The organism is Streptomyces sp. NPDC001728 (genome assembly GCF_040297565.1).
Lineage (GTDB): Bacteria > Actinomycetota > Actinomycetes > Streptomycetales > Streptomycetaceae > Streptomyces.
Genome location: NZ_JBEOZK010000016.1, coordinates 63,207 through 80,934 on the forward strand (window position 1 = coordinate 63,207; position 17,728 = coordinate 80,934).

At 72.6% G+C, this 17,728-nt stretch carries 14 protein-coding genes; 6 read left to right on the forward strand and 8 right to left on the reverse strand.

Going from position 1 to position 17,728, the window contains the following annotated elements; translation table 11 throughout:
• Positions 1 to 2 precede the first annotated feature (2 nt).
• Together ABT154_RS23045 and ABT154_RS23050 are read right to left on the reverse strand one after the other, a co-directional pair.
• On the reverse strand, positions 3 to 2,429 hold the full coding sequence (locus ABT154_RS23045) for a serine/threonine-protein kinase (protein ID WP_351858717.1): 2,427 nt from the start codon (positions 2,427 to 2,429) through the stop codon (positions 3 to 5).
• 190 nt (positions 2,430 to 2,619) lie between these two features.
• The gene (locus ABT154_RS23050) at positions 2,620 to 4,356 is read right to left on the reverse strand and encodes a glycerol-3-phosphate dehydrogenase/oxidase (RefSeq protein ID WP_351858718.1); all 1,737 of its coding nucleotides are present in this window, start codon (positions 4,354 to 4,356) and stop codon (positions 2,620 to 2,622) included.
• A 364-nt stretch (positions 4,357 to 4,720) separates the two neighbouring features.
• Here ABT154_RS23050 and ABT154_RS23055 point away from each other — a divergent pair, with 364 nt between their 5' ends.
• A complete protein-coding gene (locus ABT154_RS23055; protein ID WP_351858719.1) occupies positions 4,721 to 5,962 on the forward strand; it encodes a nucleotide sugar dehydrogenase in 1,242 nt (413 codons plus the stop codon).
• A gap of 91 nt (positions 5,963 to 6,053) precedes the next feature.
• Positions 6,054 to 6,545, forward strand: a complete 492-nt coding sequence (locus ABT154_RS23060; protein ID WP_351858720.1) for a hypothetical protein — start codon at positions 6,054 to 6,056, stop codon at positions 6,543 to 6,545.
• Positions 6,546 to 6,611: 66 nt separating this feature from the next.
• Here ABT154_RS23060 and ABT154_RS23065 read toward each other — a convergent pair whose 3' ends face one another.
• The 4 genes from ABT154_RS23065 to ABT154_RS23080 form a co-directional block, all read right to left on the reverse strand.
• Positions 6,612 to 7,736, reverse strand: a complete 1,125-nt coding sequence (locus ABT154_RS23065) for a GuaB3 family IMP dehydrogenase-related protein (RefSeq protein WP_351858721.1) — start codon at positions 7,734 to 7,736, stop codon at positions 6,612 to 6,614.
• 106 nt (positions 7,737 to 7,842) lie between these two features.
• On the reverse strand, positions 7,843 to 9,345 hold the full coding sequence (gene guaB / locus ABT154_RS23070; protein WP_332435868.1) for an IMP dehydrogenase: 1,503 nt from the start codon (positions 9,343 to 9,345) through the stop codon (positions 7,843 to 7,845).
• A gap of 219 nt (positions 9,346 to 9,564) precedes the next feature.
• Positions 9,565 to 10,167 carry a sigma-70 family RNA polymerase sigma factor gene (locus ABT154_RS23075; protein ID WP_351858722.1) on the reverse strand — a complete coding sequence of 201 codons (603 nt, stop codon included), beginning with the start codon at positions 10,165 to 10,167 and terminating at the stop codon, positions 9,565 to 9,567.
• A 243-nt stretch (positions 10,168 to 10,410) separates the two neighbouring features.
• Positions 10,411 to 11,022, reverse strand: coding sequence for a response regulator transcription factor (locus ABT154_RS23080; RefSeq protein ID WP_003948568.1), 612 nt, complete (start codon positions 11,020 to 11,022; stop codon positions 10,411 to 10,413).
• Positions 11,023 to 11,454: 432 nt separating this feature from the next.
• Here ABT154_RS23080 and ABT154_RS23085 point away from each other — a divergent pair, with 432 nt between their 5' ends.
• On the forward strand, positions 11,455 to 11,817 hold the full coding sequence (locus ABT154_RS23085) for a WhiB family transcriptional regulator (protein WP_351858723.1): 363 nt from the start codon (positions 11,455 to 11,457) through the stop codon (positions 11,815 to 11,817).
• 132 nt (positions 11,818 to 11,949) lie between these two features.
• Here ABT154_RS23085 and ABT154_RS23090 read toward each other — a convergent pair whose 3' ends face one another.
• Entirely contained in the window at positions 11,950 to 12,843 is an 894-nt protein-coding gene (locus tag ABT154_RS23090) for a LysR family transcriptional regulator (protein WP_351858724.1), read from the reverse strand.
• Between the two features lie 81 nt (positions 12,844 to 12,924).
• Here ABT154_RS23090 and ABT154_RS23095 point away from each other — a divergent pair, with 81 nt between their 5' ends.
• Both ABT154_RS23095 and ABT154_RS23100 read left to right on the forward strand, forming a co-directional pair.
• Positions 12,925 to 13,599 carry an MOSC domain-containing protein gene (locus ABT154_RS23095; protein WP_351858725.1) on the forward strand — a complete coding sequence of 225 codons (675 nt, stop codon included), beginning with the start codon at positions 12,925 to 12,927 and terminating at the stop codon, positions 13,597 to 13,599.
• A gap of 50 nt (positions 13,600 to 13,649) precedes the next feature.
• A complete protein-coding gene (locus ABT154_RS23100; RefSeq protein WP_351858726.1) occupies positions 13,650 to 14,423 on the forward strand; it encodes an SDR family NAD(P)-dependent oxidoreductase in 774 nt (257 codons plus the stop codon).
• Between the two features lie 50 nt (positions 14,424 to 14,473).
• On the opposite strand, the gene ABT154_RS23105 is transcribed toward ABT154_RS23100, so the two are convergent.
• A complete protein-coding gene (locus tag ABT154_RS23105; RefSeq protein ID WP_351858727.1) occupies positions 14,474 to 16,387 on the reverse strand; it encodes a DUF2264 domain-containing protein in 1,914 nt (637 codons plus the stop codon).
• Positions 16,388 to 16,550: 163 nt separating this feature from the next.
• Between ABT154_RS23105 and ABT154_RS23110 the strand changes: the two genes are divergently transcribed.
• Entirely contained in the window at positions 16,551 to 17,648 is a 1,098-nt protein-coding gene (locus ABT154_RS23110) for a substrate-binding domain-containing protein (protein WP_351858728.1), read from the forward strand.
• Positions 17,649 to 17,728: the final 80 nt, after the last annotated feature.

The window sequence follows — 17,728 nt, forward strand, 5'->3', positions numbered from 1 at the left end:
GGTCAGTCCTTGGGGCTGAACGTCGCGAACGCCGTCTCCCGCAGCGTCCGGCACTCCGCACCGTTCCACTCGTCCGCCTTGCAGCTGATCATGATGGAGTAGCCGCGCCTGGCGTCCACCTTGAAGCCGCGGTTGAGCACATGGACGGTCATGCCCTGCTGGGTCCGCTCGAACTCCCAGTCCGCGACGGTCGGGTAGCCCTTGTAGGAGACGGTCCTGATGCCGAAGTGCTTGTAGTTCTTGCTGGTGGCGGCCACGCCGATCTTGCCCAGCTCCCAGGCGCTCGCCGCGTCGTCCTTCGGGCTGCCGTTGAAGTCGACCTGGATGCGCGGGAATCCGCCGCTCTCGCTGAAGATCCCGCCGCCGCTGTAGCCCGGTATCGCGCGGACCCGGAAGGTCGAGGGCATCGCCATGGAGAAGTGGAAGCGGTCGCTGGTGACGAGGGTGTAGCCGGCGGGCAGTTGCCCGCCCGCGCCGCCACTGGGCGTCCCGGACGGCGTGACGCCGTTGCCGTTCGTCCCGTTGGCCCCGTTCGTGGCGCCGGTGGTGCCGTTCGCGCCCGTCGAACCGTTGGACCCGCTGTCCCCCGGCTGCACGCCGCCCTGCTGGCCTGGGCCGCCGGAGGTCTGTCCCTTGCCGCCGTCCGAGCCGGAGCCGTCGCCGCCGGCCGAGGCACCGGCCGAGGACTTCGCGCCCCCGTCGCCCTTGCCCTGGTCGCCCTCGTCGCCACCGCCGAGGGAGACCGCGAGGATCGTCCCGAGCAGGGCGAGCACCACGACGGCGGCGATGATCACCAGCGTGCGGCGCGGCACGACATCGGTGAGCGGGGCGCGCGCGGGGGCCGGCCGGCCGGTCCCCCGCTGCCGCACGGAGCCCGCGCCCGCGTGCGCGTTCCCCTGCGCCACCGGAGTGGATTCGGGCTTCCCCGAGGCCGCCGCGTTGCGTGCGGACTTCAGGGCGCCCCGCATCCGGTCGGCGGTGGCGGGCGTCCTGTCCTGGCCGGCCGCGGGGGCCGGCGGTCCCACCGGCGCCCCCGGAGTCCCCTCGGGGCGGGGCGGCAGCGGTACGACCCTGGTGACCTCGGGCGAGACCTCGGGCGCGTCGAGCACGGCGCGTAGCAGCACGCGCGCGCCGGCGTCGTCGAGCCGCTGGGCGGGATCCTTGGCGAGCAGGCCGTAGATGACCTTCTCCAGCTCGGGTCCCGCGTTCTTCGGCGGGTCTACCGGCTCGGTCATCACCGCCGTGAGGGTGGCGATGGCGGAACCCTTGTCGTACGGCGGGCTGCCCTCGACCGCCGCGTAGATCAGGCCGCCGAGCGACCACATGTCGGCGGCGGGGCCGGGCTTGTGGCCGCGGGCGCGCTCCGGGGAGATGTACGAGGGGGCGCCGACGAGCATGCCGGTGGAGGTGATCGAGGGGTCGCCCTCCACCTGGGCGATGCCGAAGTCGGTGAGGACGACCCGGCCGTCCTCGGCGATCAGCACGTTGGACGGCTTCACGTCGCGGTGCAGGATGCCCTCGCGGTGGGCCGAGCGCAGCACGTCGAGGATGGCGAGGCCGACCTCGGCGGCGCGCCGGGGCGTGAGGGTGCCGTCCTCGCGCACGGCGTCCGCGAGGGACTTGCCCTCGATGAGCTCCATGACGATCCACGGACGGTCGTCCTCGTCGACGACGTCGTACACGGTCACGGCGCCGTTGTTGCGGATCCGGGCGATGGCCTTGGCCTCGCGCAGGGTCCGGGTGATGAGGCGTCGCTTCTCGTCGTCGTCGATGCTGGTGGGGAAACGGAGTTCCTTGACGGCGACGGTACGGCCGAGGGTCTCGTCGACCGCGCGCCACACCGTGCCCATGCCGCCGCGCCCGAGGACCGCGCCGAGGCGGTAGCGGCCCGCGAGCAGCCGTCCTTCGCCGGCCGGGGCCTTGCGCATCCGGTCTCCGCCGGTGCCGCGCGCGGAGGCCGCGCCCGGTGCCGGCCGGCGGTCGCTCTCGCCGTCGCCGTCCCCGGCGCCGAACCCGGCCCGCCCGGTCGACGGCTCGGTCCCCCGCAGCCTTCCGGCCAGGGCGGCATCCTCGCCACCACCGCCGGCTCCGGTCCCGGATCCCGCCGGACCCGTCACGCCGTCAGACGGCACGTCCTGAGGGCCCTTCGCGTCCTCGGGGCCCGACGCCGGCTCGGGCGCCGAGCCCGACCCGGGCTCCGAACCCGGCCCCGAATCCGGTTCCGACCTGGGCTGCGGATCGCTCCCGCGCCCGTCCTCCGGGCCTCGCGCACCCCGGCTGACCTGCGCGTCCTCGTCCGCGTCCCGTACGTCCCGCTCAGGCTCACGCGCTGCCGGGACCACTCCTCGGTCGCCGTCGGTCGCGGCCCCCGCGGCGGCGTCCCGCCTGGGGTCCTTCGCCGTGTCCCGCGACTGCTCCGCCTCCGACATGCGTCCCCTCTGCGATCCCTGATCTTCGCCGCGTCTGCCGCTTCCCGCGCGATGCGGTAACCCGCCCTGGAAGAGAGCCCATTGTCCCTCACCTCGGGACGGGTGGCGCCCCCGGGTCCGTACTCCGGGATGACGACGCCCCTGCACACCCCCCAGGTTCCCACCGGAATCGGGCGACCCGGACGTACTGTCAGATCGGCACGATGTCCGGCGCCCCGAGCCGCGCCGCGTCGGCCGTCAGGTCGTCGGGCTGCCGCTGCGACTCGCGCTCCGCCTCGACCCGCTTCTCGTAGTGCTCGACCTCCTTCTCGATCTGCTGGTCGTCCCAGCCGAGGACGGGCGCCATCAGCTCGGCGCACTCGCGGGCGCTGCGGGTGCCCCGGTCGAAGGTCTCGATGGAGATCCTGGTCCGCCGGGTGAGGACGTCGTCGAGGTGGCGGGCGCCCTCGTGCGAGGCGGCGTAGACGATCTCGGCGCGCAGGTAGTCGTCGGCCGCCGCGAGCGGTTCGCCCAGGGCGGGGTCCTCGGCGACGAGGTCGAGGATCTGCTCCGTCAGGGAGCCGTAGCGGTTGAGGAGGTGCTCGACGCGGACGACATGGAGGCCGGTGCGCGCGGCGATCCTGGCCCGCGCGTTCCACAGGGCCCGGTAGCCCTCGGCGCCCAGGAGCGGGGTGTCCTCGGTGACGCAGGGGGCGACCCTTCCCCAAGCACTTCGTGCAGGGGACACCCCAGGGTCGAGGCCGTGCACGGCCTCGTCGACGGCGTCCTTCGCCATGACGCGGTACGTCGTGTACTTGCCGCCGGCCACCACGACGAGTCCGGGGACGGGGTGGGCGACGGTGTGCTCGCGCGAGAGCTTGCTCGTGGCGTCCGACTCGCCGGCGAGCAGGGGTCGCAGGCCCGCGTAGACGCCCTGGACGTCGTCGCGGGTCAGGGGCGTGGAGAGCACGGTGTTCACATGCTCAAGCAGGTAGTCGATGTCGGCGCTGGACGCGGCGGGGTGGGCCTTGTCGAGGTCCCACTCGGTGTCCGTGGTGCCGACGATCCAGTGGCGGCCCCAGGGGATCACGAAGAGCACGGACTTCTCGGTGCGCAGGATGAGTCCGGTGGTCGAGTGGATGCGGTCCTTGGGGACGACGAGGTGGATGCCCTTGGAGGCGCGGACGTGGAACTGGCCGCGCTCGCCGATGAGGGCCTGGGTGTCGTCGGTCCACACCCCGGTGGCGTTGACGATCTGCTTGGCCCGGATCTCGTACGCGAGACCGGCCTCGACGTCCTGGACGCGCGCGCCGACGACCCGCTCGCCCTCGCGCAGGAAGCCGGTGACGCGGGCCCGGCTCGCGGCGCTGGCGCCGTAGGAGGCGGCGGTGCGCACGAGGGTGGTGACGAAGCGGGCGTCGTCCATCTGGGCGTCGTAGTACTGGAGGGCGCCGACGAGCGCGTCCTTCCGCAGGCAGGGGGCGACCCGCAGGGCCGAGCGCCGGGAGAGGTGCCGGTGGACGGGGAGGCCCCGGCCGTGGCCGGAGGAGAGCGACATCGCGTCGTACAGCGCGACGCCGGAGCCCGCGTAGAACCGCTCCCAGCCCTTGTGCTGGAGCGGATAGAGGAACGGGACCGGCTTCACCAGGTGGGGTGCGAGCCGCTCCAGGAGCAGACCGCGCTCCTTGAGGGCTTCTCTGACCAGGGCGAAGTCCAGCATCTCCAGATAGCGCAGGCCGCCGTGGATGAGCTTGCTGGACCGGCTCGAGGTGCCGGAGGCCCAGTCGCGGGCCTCGACGATGCCGGTGGAGAGCCCTCTCGTGACGGCGTCGAGGGCGATCCCCGCGCCGACCACCCCGGCGCCGACGACCAGCACGTCCAACTCACGCTCGGCCATGGCCGCGAGCGCCTCGGTGCGCTCGGCGGGTCCCAGTGTCGCTGTCCTCACGGCTGCGGCTCCCGTCGTTCCTGTCGTTCCCGTGGTCCCTGTCGTCCTCGTCGTCGCGCGTCGCTCTCTTCTCACCGACACGCGAACCGGACCTGACCCGACCGGACCTGACCCGACCTGACCCGACCGGACCGGCCCGGCCCGGACCGCGTGTGGTCCGGCTCACAGCTCGATTCTGTCCCGCCCCGGCGACTTCAGCCACCGCCTCGCCGCCGACCTGTGGATAACACTCGATGACCTTCGGCCCCACAATGCGGCATATCGGTCATATTTACGCCTAGTCTGACATTGCGCTCGACCCGTTCTGTCCACCGGGCTTGCGCCTCGCGTGCCCTCCGGCTACTGGGAAGGACGGTCCACCTCCATGCCCGCTGATCTCGCCGTCATCGGCCTCGGCCACCACGGACTCCCCCTCGCCCAGGCCGCCGCCGCCGCAGGCGTCGACACCATCGGCTACGACACCGACCCCCGGCCCGCCGCCGAACTCGCCGCGGGCCGCTCCCCGGTCGACGGCTCCCTCACCGTCCCGGAGATCCGCCGGATGCTCTCCGGGCGCTTCCGGCCGACCGCCGACCCCGCCGAACTCGGCCGGGTCCGCACCGCCGTCATCTGCGCGCCGACCCCCCTCGCCCCCGACCGCACCCTCGACCTCACCGCCGTGACCGACGCGGCCCGCGCGCTCGCCGCCCGGCTGCGCCCCCACACCACCGTCCTGCTGGAGTCGCCCGTCCCGCCCGGCACCACCGAGGGCCTGCTCCGCGACCTCCTCGAAGAGGGCTCGGGCCTCCGCGCCGGCCGCGACTTCCACCTCGCGTACTCCCCCGGCCGGCTCGACCCCGGCAGCCGTACCCACGGCTTCGCCGGCACCCCCAAGGTCATCGGCGGCCTCACCCCGGCCTGCACCGAATCGGCAGCCGCCTTCTACGGCCGGCTCACCGACAAGGTGGTACGCGCGCGTGGCCCCCGCGAGGCGGAGACGGTCAAGCTCCTGGAGACCAACTTCCGGCACGTCAACATCGCCCTGGTCAACGAGATGGCGGTGCTCTGCCACGAACTCGGCGTCGACCTGTGGGACGTCATCCGCTGCGCGGAGACCAAGCCCTTCGGCTTCCAGGCCTTCCGGCCGGGCCCGGGAGTCGGCGGCCACGGCGTCCCCGTCGACACCGTCGGCGCCCACCGCCCGCTCCGGCTGGTCGAACTCGCCGGCCAGGTCAACGAGCGCATGCCGCAGTACGTCGTCCAGCGCGCCGCCACCCTCCTCAACGAGCACGGCAAGTCGGCCCGGGGCGCCCGCGTCCTGCTCCTCGGCATCACGTACAAGCCCGACCTCCCCGACCGTCAGGGCTCCCCCGCCGACGAGATCGCCCGGCGTCTGATGGACCTGGGCGCGGCCGTCAGCTACCACGATCCGCACGTCCCCGACTGGCGCGTCCGGGAACTCCCCGTCCCGCGCGCGGACTCCCTCTACGAGGCCGCGGCCCATGCCGATCTGACGGTGCTGCTCCAGCAGCACCGCACGTACGACCTCCAGGGCCTCTCGGTCAAGGCCCAGCTCCTCCTCGACACCCGGGGCGCCACCCCCACCGGCTCGGCCCACCGCCTCTGAGATCTCCCGGGCGGGTGTCGGACCGGGCTGTTAGTCTCCGGGCTCTTGTTCGCACACACGTGCGCAATGTGTCCCAGGGGGGATCACCACCATGTCTCAGCCCGTTCCGCCGCCCGGCAACCCCTTCGCCGAAGGCGCCGCGCCCCAGCCCTACCCGATGGCCCCGCCGCCCGCCCCGGCCCGCGGCAACCTGGGTCTCGGCCTGGTGGCCGCCCTGGTCGCGGCGCTCGTCGCGGGCGGGGTGTACGGCGGCATCGCGGGCGCCGTCGAGCGCGAGATCGGCTGGGCGGCCGTCGGCGTCGGCTTCCTCATCGGCTTCGCGGCCGGCAAGGTCGGCGGCAACAACCCCGTGCTGTCCGTGGTCAGCGCCGTGCTCTCGCTCGGTTCGGTGTACCTCGGCCAGCTGGTCGCCCTCTCGATCATCGGCGCCAAGCAGCTGAACGCCTCCGCCACGGACATCTTCTTCGAGCACTTCGACGTGCTCACCGAGGCCTGGAAGGAAGACCTGGACCCGCTCACGTTCCTGTTCTTCGCCCTCGCCGCCTTCGCCGCCTTCGCCGGCGCCAGGAAGGCCGCCGCGTAGTCGCGCATTCGGCGAAGGGGCCCCGCACCACCCGGTGCGGGGCCCCTTCGCGTACGGCTCTCGGGGTCAGCGCTTGTGCTGCGCGTCCGCGACCGTGACCTCGACGCGCTGGAACTCCTTGAGCTCGCTGTAGCCGGTCGTGGCCATCGCGCGGCGCAGGGCGCCGAAGAAGTTCATCGAGCCGTCCGGGGTGTGCGACGGGCCCGCGAGGATCTCCTCGGTGGTGCCTACGATGCCCAGGTCGACCAGCTTGCCGCGCGGCACGTCCTCGTGGACGGCTTCCATGCCCCAGTGGTGGCCCTTGCCGGGCGCGTCCGTGGCACGGGCCAGCGGGGAACCGATCATGACCGCGTCGGCACCGCAGGCGATGGCCTTCGGCAGGTCGCCGGACCAGCCGACACCGCCGTCGGCGATGACGTGCACGTACCGGCCGCCGGACTCGTCCATGTAGTCGCGGCGGGCCGCGGCCACGTCGGCGACCGCGGTCGCCATCGGGACCTGGATGCCCAGCACGTTACGGGTGGTGTGCGCGGCGCCGCCGCCGAAGCCGACCAGGACGCCCGCCGCGCCGGTGCGCATCAGGTGCAGGGCCGCGGTGTACGTGGCGCAGCCGCCGACGATGACCGGGACGTCCAGCTCGTAGATGAACTGCTTCAGGTTCAGCGGCTCGGACGCGCCGGAGACGTGCTCGGCGGAGACCGTCGTACCGCGGATGACGAACAGGTCCACGCCCGCGTCGACCACGGCCTTGGAGAACTGCGCGGTGCGCTGCGGGGAGAGCGCGGCGGCGGTGACGACACCGGAGTCGCGCACCTCCTTGATGCGCTGCCCGATCAGCTCCTCCTTGATCGGCGCGGAGTAGATCTCCTGCAGACGGCGGGTCGCGGACGCCTCGTCCAGCTCGGCGATCTCGTCGAGCAGCGGCTGCGGGTCCTCGTACCGGGTCCAGAGACCCTCCAGGTTCAGCACGCCCAGGCCGCCCAGCTCACCGATGCGGATGGCGGTCTGCGGCGAGACGACCGAGTCCATCGGCGCGGCCAGGAACGGCAGCTCGAACCGGTAGGCGTCGATCTGCCAGGCGATCGAGACCTCCTTCGGGTCCCGGGTGCGCCGGCTCGGGACGACGGCGATGTCGTCGAACGCGTACGCCCTGCGGCCGCGCTTGCCGCGCCCGATCTCGATCTCAGTCACGATGTGTGGCCTTTCCCTCTACGTCTGCGCCTACCAGTATCCCCGACACAAGCGTGAGGGGCGGTTCCGGTCGTTTTCCGGAACCGCCCCCACGCGTCGCGCTGTGTTACTTCCTGCTGTAGTTCGGTGCCTCGACCGTCATCTGGATGTCGTGCGGGTGGCTCTCCTTGAGGCCCGCGGAGGTGATCCGCACGAAGCGGCCCTTGGACTCCATCTCCTCGACCGTGGCGGCACCCACATAGCCCATGGTCTGGCGGAGACCGCCGACGAGCTGGTGCAGGACGTTGGAGAGCGGGCCGCGGTACGGCACCTGGCCCTCGATACCCTCGGGCACGAGCTTGTCGTCGGAGGTGACCTCCGCCTGGAAGTAGCGGTCCTTCGAGTACGACCGGCCCTGGCCGCGGGACTGCATGGCGCCGAGCGAGCCCATGCCGCGGTACGACTTGAACTGCTTGCCGTTGATGAACATCAGCTCGCCGGGCGACTCCTCGCAGCCCGCGAGGAGGCTGCCGAGCATCACGGTGTCGGCGCCGGCGGCCAGCGCCTTGCCGATGTCGCCGGAGTACTGCAGGCCGCCGTCGCCGATCAGCGGGATCCCGGCGGCGCGGGCCGCGAGGGAGGCCTCGTAGATGGCGGTGACCTGCGGCACACCGATGCCCGCGACCACGCGGGTGGTGCAGATGGAACCGGGGCCGACGCCCACCTTGATGCCGTCGACACCGGCGTCGATCATCGCCTGCGCGCCGTCACGCGTGGCGACGTTGCCGCCGATCACGTCGACGTTCACGCTGGACTTGATCTTCGACATCCAGCTGAGGGCGTTGCTGTTGTGGCCGTGCGAGGTGTCGACGACCAGGAAGTCCACACCGACGGCGGCGAGCGCCTGGGCGCGCTCCAGCGACTCCGGGCTGGCGCCGACGGCCGCGCCGACGAGCAGACGGCCCTCGGAGTCCTTCGCCGCGTTCGGGTACTTCTCCGCCTTGACGAAGTCCTTGACGGTGATCAGACCCTTGAGCACGCCCCTGTCGTCGACGAGGGGAAGCTTCTCGATCTTGTGGCGGCGCAGCAGCTCCATGGCGTCGACGCCGGAGATGCCGACCTTGCCGGTGACCAGCGGCATCGGCGTCATGACCTCGCGGACCTGACGGCTGCGGTCGCTCTCGAAGGCCATGTCGCGGTTGGTCACGATGCCGAGCAGCTTGCCGGCCGGGTCCGTGACGGGGACGCCGCTGATGCGGAACTTCGCGCAGAGCGCGTCCGCCTCGGCGAGGGTCGCCTCCGGGTGCACGGTGATCGGGTCGGTGACCATGCCGGACTCGGAGCGCTTCACGAGGTCGACCTGGTTGACCTGGTCCTCGACGGAGAGGTTCCGGTGGAGCACGCCGACGCCGCCGAGACGGGCCATCGCGATCGCCATGCGGGACTCGGTCACCTTGTCCATCGCCGCGGACAGCAGCGGGATGTTGACCCGGACGTTGCGCGAGATGCGGGACGAGGTGTCGACCGCGTTCGGGAGCACCTCGGATGCGCCCGGCAGCAGCAGCACGTCGTCGTAGGTCAGCCCGAGTGTCGCGAATTTCTCGGGCACTCCGTCGACGTTTGCAGTCATGACACCTTCCCCAAATGGCCTTGATCGGTGCGGATGTCCATGCTAACGGCCCGAAGCGGTGTCTCATTCCACGATCAAGATCAGCCGCAAGCTTTGGACATTCGTACGTGTACGAAAGGGCCGACACGCACTGGGAACACTTACTGGCCGGCTACCGCGCGCGCTCGGCGCACCGCTCCGCCGAGGCCACCGCCCGCCGAGGCCACCGCCCGCTCGGTGCTACTGCTCCGCCAGCGCGCGCAGCCGGCTGAGCGCGCGGTGCTGCGCGACCCGGACGGCGCCCGGGGACATGCCGAGCATCTGGCCGGTCTCCTCGGCGGTCAGCCCGACGGCGACCCGGAGCACGAGCAGTTCCCGCTGGTTCTCCGGGAGGTTGGCGAGCAGCCTCTTGGCCCACTCGGCGTCATCGCTGAGGAGCGCGCGCTCCTCGGGACCGAGGGAGTCGTCGGGGCGCTCCGGCATCTCGTCGGAGGGCACGGCCGTGGACCCGGGGTGCCGCATGGCGGCCCGCTGGAGGTCGGCGACCTTGTGTCCGGCGATGGCGAAGACGAAGGCCTCGAAGGGCCTGCCGGTGTCCTTGTAGCGCGGCAGCGCCATCAGGACCGCGACGCAGACCTCCTGGGCGAGGTCCTCGACGAAGTGCCGGGCGTCACCGGGGAGCCGGTTGAGGCGGGTGCGGCAGTACCGCAGGGCGAGCGGATGCACGCGCGCGAGCAGGTCATGGGTGGCCTGGGCGTCGCCCTCCACCGCGCGGCGGACGAGCGCGCCGATCTCCCCCTGCCCGGCAGGCATGGGGGAACCCACGGTCTCGTCGTCGCGCATCGCTCCATGGTGCCCCGACGCCCCTGCGTTCGCGGCACCGCGTCCGTAGTTGTGCACCGAAGCGTTATGAGCAGGCGCGCCGGAACTCATCTCCCGCGCCCTCCCCTCCCGCTCGATCGACTCGTCCCCGAGGAACTCCACATCTCAAGGATGCGTCATCCGGCGGGGAAGTGACACAAGCCCGCCCCGTCCGGCCCGCGAAGGACGCGGACGGGGACGGGGACACGGCGGGTGACCTGCGACTCAGCGGACCAGGCCCCAGCGGAAACCGAGGGCGACGGCGTGCGCCCGGTCCGAGGCGCCCAGCTTCTTGAAGAGACGCCGGGCGTGGGTCTTGACGGTGTCCTCGGAGAGGAAGAGCTCGCGCCCGATCTCCGCGTTGGACCGGCCGTGGCTCATGCCTTCGAGGACCTGGATCTCGCGTGCGGTGAGGGTGGGCGCGGCGCCCATCTCGGCCGAACGGAGGCGGCGCGGGGCGAGCCGCCAGGTCGGGTCGGCGAGTGCCTGGGTGACGGTGGCCCGCAGCTCGGCGCGCGAGGCGTCCTTGTGCAGATAGCCACGCGCACCCGCGGCGACCGCGAGGGCGACGCCGTCGAGGTCCTCGGCGACCGTGAGCATGATGATGCGGGCGCCGGGGTCCGCGGAGAGCAGCCGGCGGACGGTCTCCACGCCGCCCAGACCGGGCATGCGCACGTCCATCAGAATCAGGTCCGAGCGGTCCGCGCCCCAGCGGCGGAGGACTTCCTCGCCGTTGGCCGCGGTGGTCACACGCTCGACGCCGGGCACGGTCGCGACCGCCCGGCGGAGCGCCTCTCGGGCAAGCGGGGAGTCGTCGCAGACGAGGACGGATGTCATGCCTGACCTCCGCGGCTCTCGCAGCTGTTGCGCGTCACCTTGAGCCTCCAGGGCTTACGTAATCGTCACCTGTGCGATTGACGCTCTCGGACACCTGCCCGAGCGCTTGTTCCTTCAACCGCCTCCGCACTCTCAACGACGGTCACTCGAAAGAGTTACGGGTCGGACGGCGGCCTTCGGCACTCTACGTGAGGGGTTGCGCACAGAGGAGAGCGACGCGGGTCATTCACCCTTCACTGAAAGCTATGCACCATTTAGCGGGTTTTCTTCCCTTTTCGCAGTGTCTGTGGCTAGATTCGCAATGAGTCATATTTACATCTACTTCGACAGTAGGTGTACCGACCCGGACCCGCCGGGGCCCGAGGACCCCCGGCCATCAGCCATCCATCCGCCCACCTATCCGTTCGACACGGTTTCAAGGGGACAAGCGCTATGGCAGATTTCTCCCGCCTTCCCGGACCCAACGCCGATCTGTGGGACTGGCAACTCCTCGCGGCCTGCCGCGGAGTCGACAGCTCTCTGTTCTTCCACCCCGAGGGAGAGCGCGGCGCGGCACGGAGTGCGCGTGAGAACTCGGCGAAAGAGGTTTGCATGCGGTGCCCGGTGCGCGCGGAGTGCGCGGCACACGCACTCGCCGTGCGGGAGCCCTACGGCGTATGGGGCGGCCTCACCGAGGACGAACGCGAAGAGCTCATGGGACGCGCGCGCAATCGCCTGATGACGGCGGCGCCGGCCATGTCACCCCTGACGACATCGGCGGCGGCAGCCGGCCGGCCGATCGTGGAGCGCATGTGAAGGAACGTTTCTTCAACTAGGACCGCGACACCACCGAGCCCGGACACGGCCGCGCCCACGCGCGCGTGAGGGCCCCTCAGGGTGCCTACGCGCGCGTGGCGGCGCGGACGCCCTTCGCCCGGCCGAGACGGCTCACGCGCGCGTAGCGGCGCGGGTCAGTTCGTCGAGGGTGGCGGCGACCGCCGGGACCTGTGCCAGGTCCGGCAGCGTGAGGGCCACGATCTCCCGCTCCACGGCGGGCTCCACGGCCACGGTCCGCGCCCCCTTCGGCCGTACGGACTCGATGGCCAGCTCCGGCAGTACGGCCACCCCCAGGCCCGCGCCGACCAGGCCCACCACCGCCGGGTAGTCGTCGGTGGCGAAGTCGATGCGGGGAGTGAAGCCCGCCTCCTCGCAGACGTCGACGAGCTGGCGGCGGCAGCGCGGGCAGCCCGCGATCCAGGACTCCTCGGCGAGTTCCGCGATGCCCACGGAGCCGGCCCCGGCGAGCGGGTGCCCCTCGGGGACCAGGCCCACCAGACGGTCGGCGAGGATCGGCCGGACCACCAGGTCGTCCCACTCCGCCTGCCCGGCCCCGTAACGGAAGGCCAGGGCCACGTCGCAGTCGCCCTCGCGGAGCATCTCGACCGAGCGCGGCGGTTCGGCCTCGACGAGCGAGACGCGGGTGCCGGGGTGCGCGGCCCGCAGGGCGGCGAGCGCGGTGGGGACGAGGGTGGAACTGCCGCTCGGGAAGGAGACCAGACGGACCCGGCCCGCCCGGAGCCCGGCGATGGCGGCGACCTCCTCCTCGGCGGCGGTGAGCCCGGCGAGGATGCCGGAGGCGTGCCGGACGAGGACCTCGCCGGCCTGCGTGAGGCGCATCTCGCGCGCCGCGCGGATCAGCAGCGGTGTGCCGGCGGAGGCTTCGAGGGCCTTCATCTGCTGGCTGACGGCGGGCTGGGTGCAGCCGAGTTCGCGCGCGGCGGCCGAGAAGGAGCCGGTGGCGGCGACGGCGCGCAGGACGCGGAGATGGCGTGCCTCGATCATGCGTTCCAGCATAAGCGAATCTTGGGTGAACCAGCACATTTTCGCCTGCGGCTTTGAGACCTGTGCCCCTAAAGTGCCGGCATGACGTTGCTGAGTGTGAATGTGGGCCGTGCCAAGGCCGTGGACTACACCGACGCCGCCGCCGGGACGACCGGCATCGACAAGCGCCCGGTCGACGGGCCGGTGCGGATCGAGTCCCCCGGGGCGCCCGGCGTCGGGGCGAGCGGGCTGGCCGGAGACACCGTCTGCGACCTGCGGTTCCACGGCGGAGACGACCGGGCCGCGTACGCCTTCGCCCGCGAGGACCTGGATCGGTGGGAGCGGGAGCTGGGCCGAGGGATCGCGAACGGCTCCTTCGGCGAGAACCTCACCACCTCCGGCCTCGACGTGAACGGGGCGCTGATCGGCGAGCGCTGGCGGATCGGCGACGAGGTGGTCCTTGAGGTCACCGGCGGTCGCATCCCCTGCCGTACGTTCGCGGGCTTCCTCGAGGAGAAGGGCTGGGTGCGCCGGTTCACCCAGTCCGAGGCGGGTCCCGGCGCGCTGCTGCGGGTGATCGTGCCGGGCGAGATCCGCGCGGGCGACCCGGTCACCGTCGTCCACCGGCCGGACCACGACATCACGGTCGCGCTGCTCCACCGCGCCGCCACCACCGAACGCCCGCTGCTGCCCAGCACGTTGGTCGCCGCCGAGTGGATGGAGTCGGGACTCCTCGCGCTCGCCCGCAAGTACGCGGAGAAGTACGCGCGCGCGTAGTCGCCGGTACGCGGACAAGAACGTCCGCGGCGGGGCACTACCGTGCCCGTATGACGACTGCACTGATTACGGGCGCCACCGCGGGCATCGGGGCCGCCTTCGCACGCAGGCTCGCGGCGGACGGCCACGATGTCGTGCTGGTGGCCAGGAACGTGAAGCGCCTCCGTGAGCAGGCGACCGAACTGCACGACCGGCACGGCGTCGAGGCCGAGGTGCTCTCGGCGGACCTCTCGGAGGAGAAGGGGATCGCCGCCGTCGAGGCGCGGCTCTCGGACCCGAAGCGGCCGGTGGACCTGCTCGTGAACAACGCCGGGTTCGGCAACAAGGGGCGCTTCCTCGAAGTGTCCATGGCCGACGAGTTGAAGATGCTCACGGTGCACTGCGAGGCGGTGCTGCGGCTGACCTCGGCCGCCGCCGTCTCGATGAAGGAGCGCCGCCGGGGCGCCGTCGTGAACGTCGCCTCGGTGGCGGCCTTCGTCCCCCGGGGGACGTACGGCGCCTCGAAGGCCTGGGTCGTGCAGTTCACCCAGGGCGCGGCGCGGGACCTCACGGGCAGCGGGGTGCGGCTGATGGCGCTCTGCCCCGGCTTCGTACGGACCGAGTTCCACGAGCGGGCCGGGATGGGGACCGACAACATCCCGGGCTGGATGTGGCTCGACGCGGACAAGCTGGTGACGGCGGCCCTGACGGACCTGGAGCGGGGGAAGACGCTGTCGATCCCGGACCCCCGCTACAAGGCCCTGATGGGTGTGGTGAAGCTGGCGCCGCGCGGCCTGCTGGGCGGGGCGTCCTCCAGGGCGGGCCGGAAGTACGGGCCGAAGTAGCGCTTTCGGCGGCTCAGTCGCCTGACCGGGAGCGGTCGCCGGGGGCTGGGTCACCGACTGTCCGAAGCGGCAACTTCGAGATCGAGGTGGGCGGTGGTGCCGTTCCGCCAGGTCACGGTGAGAGTCCGGGGGCCGGTGACGCGGACGGTCGCGAGCTCGGACACGGGTGCGGGGCCGGGCTCGGCGGTGAGGGAGGCGAGGGCCACGAAGAGCGCGGCCGGGCCGCTCGTCACGCCGTGCAGGCTCAGGGTGCGACTGCCGGGCCCCTGAAGGGTTTCCCCGGTGGGGAGTTCGACGGCCGGGCGGTCCCCGGGATAGCCGTGGACCGGATGGAGCTGGGCGTGCGGCCCGTCGGGGGTGGTGGCCCAGCCGGTCTGCCGTACGGGGGTCCCTTCCGGGGCGCCGAGGACGAGATGGGCGCGGACCTCCGCCCGCCCGTGGGCGAGGGTCGCGGAGAGGATCCGGACGCCGGGCAACGGGTGGTGGAGGGAGAGGGCCCGGTCGGCTCCGGTACCGAGGGGGATGGCGGGGCCCCGGGTGGTGGCCCGGCCGTCCGCCGTCAGCAGCGCGAAGTGGTTGTCGGCAGGGGCGTCGCCGGTGGTGGGCCCCGTACGGGTCGAGTAGGCGTGGCGGGCGTATCCGGGGTCGTCCGACCCGCCCTGCGCGCTGCCCACGTGGTTGCTGCCGTGGTTGTGGAGGCGTACGAGCCCGTCGGCGGCGGTGCTCTGGACGAGCAGCCCGGCGGGGGCGAAGGCCCGGACGGTGTCGGCCCGTTCGGCGGGCAGGGGTTCCTCGGGGTCGGTCCAGGCGGGGTGGTCCCCGGGAAGCAGGAGGCCGAGGAAACCCTTGGACGCCCAGTAGGGGGAGCCGGGGCCCGAGTACTCCTGGACGAGCGGCGGGTGCGGGCCGTGCCAGCCGAGGGTGAGGAGCCCGTTCGGGTCGGTGGCGCCCCGGTCGAGGAAGTACCGGAGGGTGCCGGAGGCGAGGCGGCGGGTGGCGCCGGGGGTGAGCGGGGTGTGCCCGGTGAGGGTGCCCAGCCAGGGCGCGGCGGCTGCGGCGAAGCGGTAGATCAGGGAACGCCCGTACGGGAGGGGGGCGCCGCCGGCGTCGAAGAGGTGGACGTAGTCGTCGAGATGGGCGCGCAGGCGGGGCCCGTAGTGGTCGAGGAGCTTCCGGTCGCCGGCGAGGTGGGCGTGGAGCACGGGGTAGAAGTGCAGCGCCCAGGCGTTGTAGTGGTCGAAGGCGCGGTTGTCGCCGTCGCTGTACCAGCCGTCGCCGAGGTACCAGTCCTCGACGCGGGCGAGGGAGCGGTCGATCGTGGCGGCGGCCAGGTCCGTCTCGATGCCGGCGTCCTGGAGGAACCCGGCGACGGTGAGGCCGAACAGCCACCAGTTGTTGTCGACGGGGGAGGGTTCGAGCGCGGGGCGGAGCCAGTCGACGACCTGCTCGCGGACGCGGTCGTCGAGCCGGTCCCAGAGCCAGGGGCGGGTGAGGCGGAGACCGAGGGCGATCGAGGCGGACTCGACGATCGCCTGGCGGGTGTCGGCCATCAGGGGCCAGGAGTCGGTGCCGCCCACCTGCCCCGGATTCGCCGTCCCCGCCTTACCGACCGTCCCCGCCTTACCGACCGTCCCCGCCTTCCCGACCGTCCCCGCCGTCCCGACCGTCCCCGCCGTCCCCGCCGCGAGCCCCTCCGCGTACCGGTCGAGATGCGCGTACGGGTCCCGGCCCCGGGCGCCCGCGACCCTGAGCGCCGCGAGGAGGAAGGTGCGGGCCCAGCCCTCCAGGCCGTCGGAGCGGGGGCCCGACCAGCTGGGGCGGGGTCCGGGGAGGTCGATGAGGCCGAGGCCGGGCGAGGCGAACGGGCGTACGTCCAGGAGGAGTCGGTCGGCCGTGCTCTCCCAGTGGGCACGCGTCCAGCCGGTGTACGGGCTGAGCTCACGGTTCTCCGGCGGCGTGGGCATGATGCTCCCTGGGACTCCTGCGGTGACATCTGCGTCGCCGGAAATCCTGAACAGGCTCCGATCGAACGTCAAGAGATTCGGAGCGAATGATCGAAACTCCCGTCGTTCGATCATTCCTGGGCTAGGGTCGGGGATCCACCACCACCGCGAGGGGGAACGCGCCGTGCGCGAGAGTGCTGCCGAACGACACGACCGACTGCTGGCCCTGGTGCGCGAGCGCGGCACCGCCCGCGTCTCCGAACTGGCCGAACGGCTCGGGGTCTCCCCCGTCACCGCCCGCCGCGATGTCGAGGTCCTGTCCGGCCGCGGCCTGCTCGACCGGGTGCACGGCCAGGTGTCCTGGCCGCTCCGGCAGGGCGCGCCCGGCGGCGGAGGGACCGGCGAGGGCCTGGTCCTCGGCCTGCTCGCGCCCTCCGCCACGTACTACTTCGCCGAGGTCATCCGGGGGGCGCACGAGGCGGCGGCCCGCGCCGGGGCGCGGCTCGTGCTGCGCATCTCGGACTACCGGCCGGAGGAGGACCGGGCCCGCACCGAGGGGCTGCTCGCGGCCGGCGCCGAGGGGGTGCTCGTCGCGCCCGGCTGGCGGGGTCCCGAGGACCGCCCGGCGTACGGCGACTGGCTGGCCGAACTCCCCGTGCCGGCGGTGCTCCTGGAGCGCACCGCCGAGCCCGGCAGCCCGCTGGACGGGCTGGACCGGGTGGCGTCCGACCACGGCCACGGCGTGCTGCTCGCCCTGCGCCACCTGCTCTCCCTCGGGCACGCGACCCCGCTGCTCGTGGCCCGCAAGGACTCCCCCACCGCGCTCGCGGTGCGCACCGGGTACGCCGACGCGCTGAAGACGCTGGGCCTGGAGGAGCCGCGGCCGGTCATCGACTCCGTGCCGGCGGAGGCGGACCCGGAGGGCTTCGAGCGGGCGGTCCGGGCGCTGCACGAGGCAGTGGGTTCGGGCCTGGCGGGCGCGGCCCTGGTGCACAACGACGTGGACGCGATCGAGATCGTGCAGCGCCTGGCCGAGCTGGGCGTGCGGGTGCCGCAGGACCTGGCCCTGATCGCGTACGACGACGAGGTCGCCGCGCTCGCGGACACCCCGCTCACGGCGGTCGCCCCGCCGAAGCGGCAGGTGGGGCGGCACGCGACGGAACTCCTGGTGGAGCGGCTCACCCAGGACCCCGACGAGGACGCGGCGCGGCGCCATCTCGGCCTGCTGCCGAGGCTGCGGGTGCGGGCCTCCTGCGGGGCGCGTCCCCCCCATACTTTCTGATCTTTTTTCGATCAATCAATCTTTCGCTCTTGACTTCGGTCATGAACGGTCACAGGATCACGGCCACAACCTCCCCGTCG

Bases quoted from the DNA above. Each gene is read 5' to 3' on its own strand.
- ABT154_RS23055 (WP_351858719.1), top strand. From the start codon at position 4,721: ATGCCCGCTGATCTCGCCGTCATCGGCCTCGGCCACCACGGACTCCCC.
- ABT154_RS23105 (WP_351858727.1), bottom strand. From the start codon at position 16,387: ATGCCCACGCCGCCGGAGAACCGTGAGCTCAGCCCGTACACCGGCTGG.
- ABT154_RS23085 (WP_351858723.1), top strand. From the start codon at position 11,455: ATGGCAGATTTCTCCCGCCTTCCCGGACCCAACGCCGATCTGTGGGAC.
- ABT154_RS23095 (WP_351858725.1), top strand. From the start codon at position 12,925: ATGACGTTGCTGAGTGTGAATGTGGGCCGTGCCAAGGCCGTGGACTAC.
- ABT154_RS23100 (WP_351858726.1), top strand. From the start codon at position 13,650: ATGACGACTGCACTGATTACGGGCGCCACCGCGGGCATCGGGGCCGCC.
- ABT154_RS23075 (WP_351858722.1), bottom strand. From the start codon at position 10,167: ATGCGCGACGACGAGACCGTGGGTTCCCCCATGCCTGCCGGGCAGGGG.
- guaB (WP_332435868.1), bottom strand. From the start codon at position 9,345: ATGACTGCAAACGTCGACGGAGTGCCCGAGAAATTCGCGACACTCGGG.
- ABT154_RS23090 (WP_351858724.1), bottom strand. From the start codon at position 12,843: ATGATCGAGGCACGCCATCTCCGCGTCCTGCGCGCCGTCGCCGCCACC.
- ABT154_RS23060 (WP_351858720.1), top strand. From the start codon at position 6,054: ATGTCTCAGCCCGTTCCGCCGCCCGGCAACCCCTTCGCCGAAGGCGCC.
- ABT154_RS23080 (WP_003948568.1), bottom strand. From the start codon at position 11,022: ATGACATCCGTCCTCGTCTGCGACGACTCCCCGCTTGCCCGAGAGGCG.
- ABT154_RS23045 (WP_351858717.1), bottom strand. From the start codon at position 2,429: ATGTCGGAGGCGGAGCAGTCGCGGGACACGGCGAAGGACCCCAGGCGG.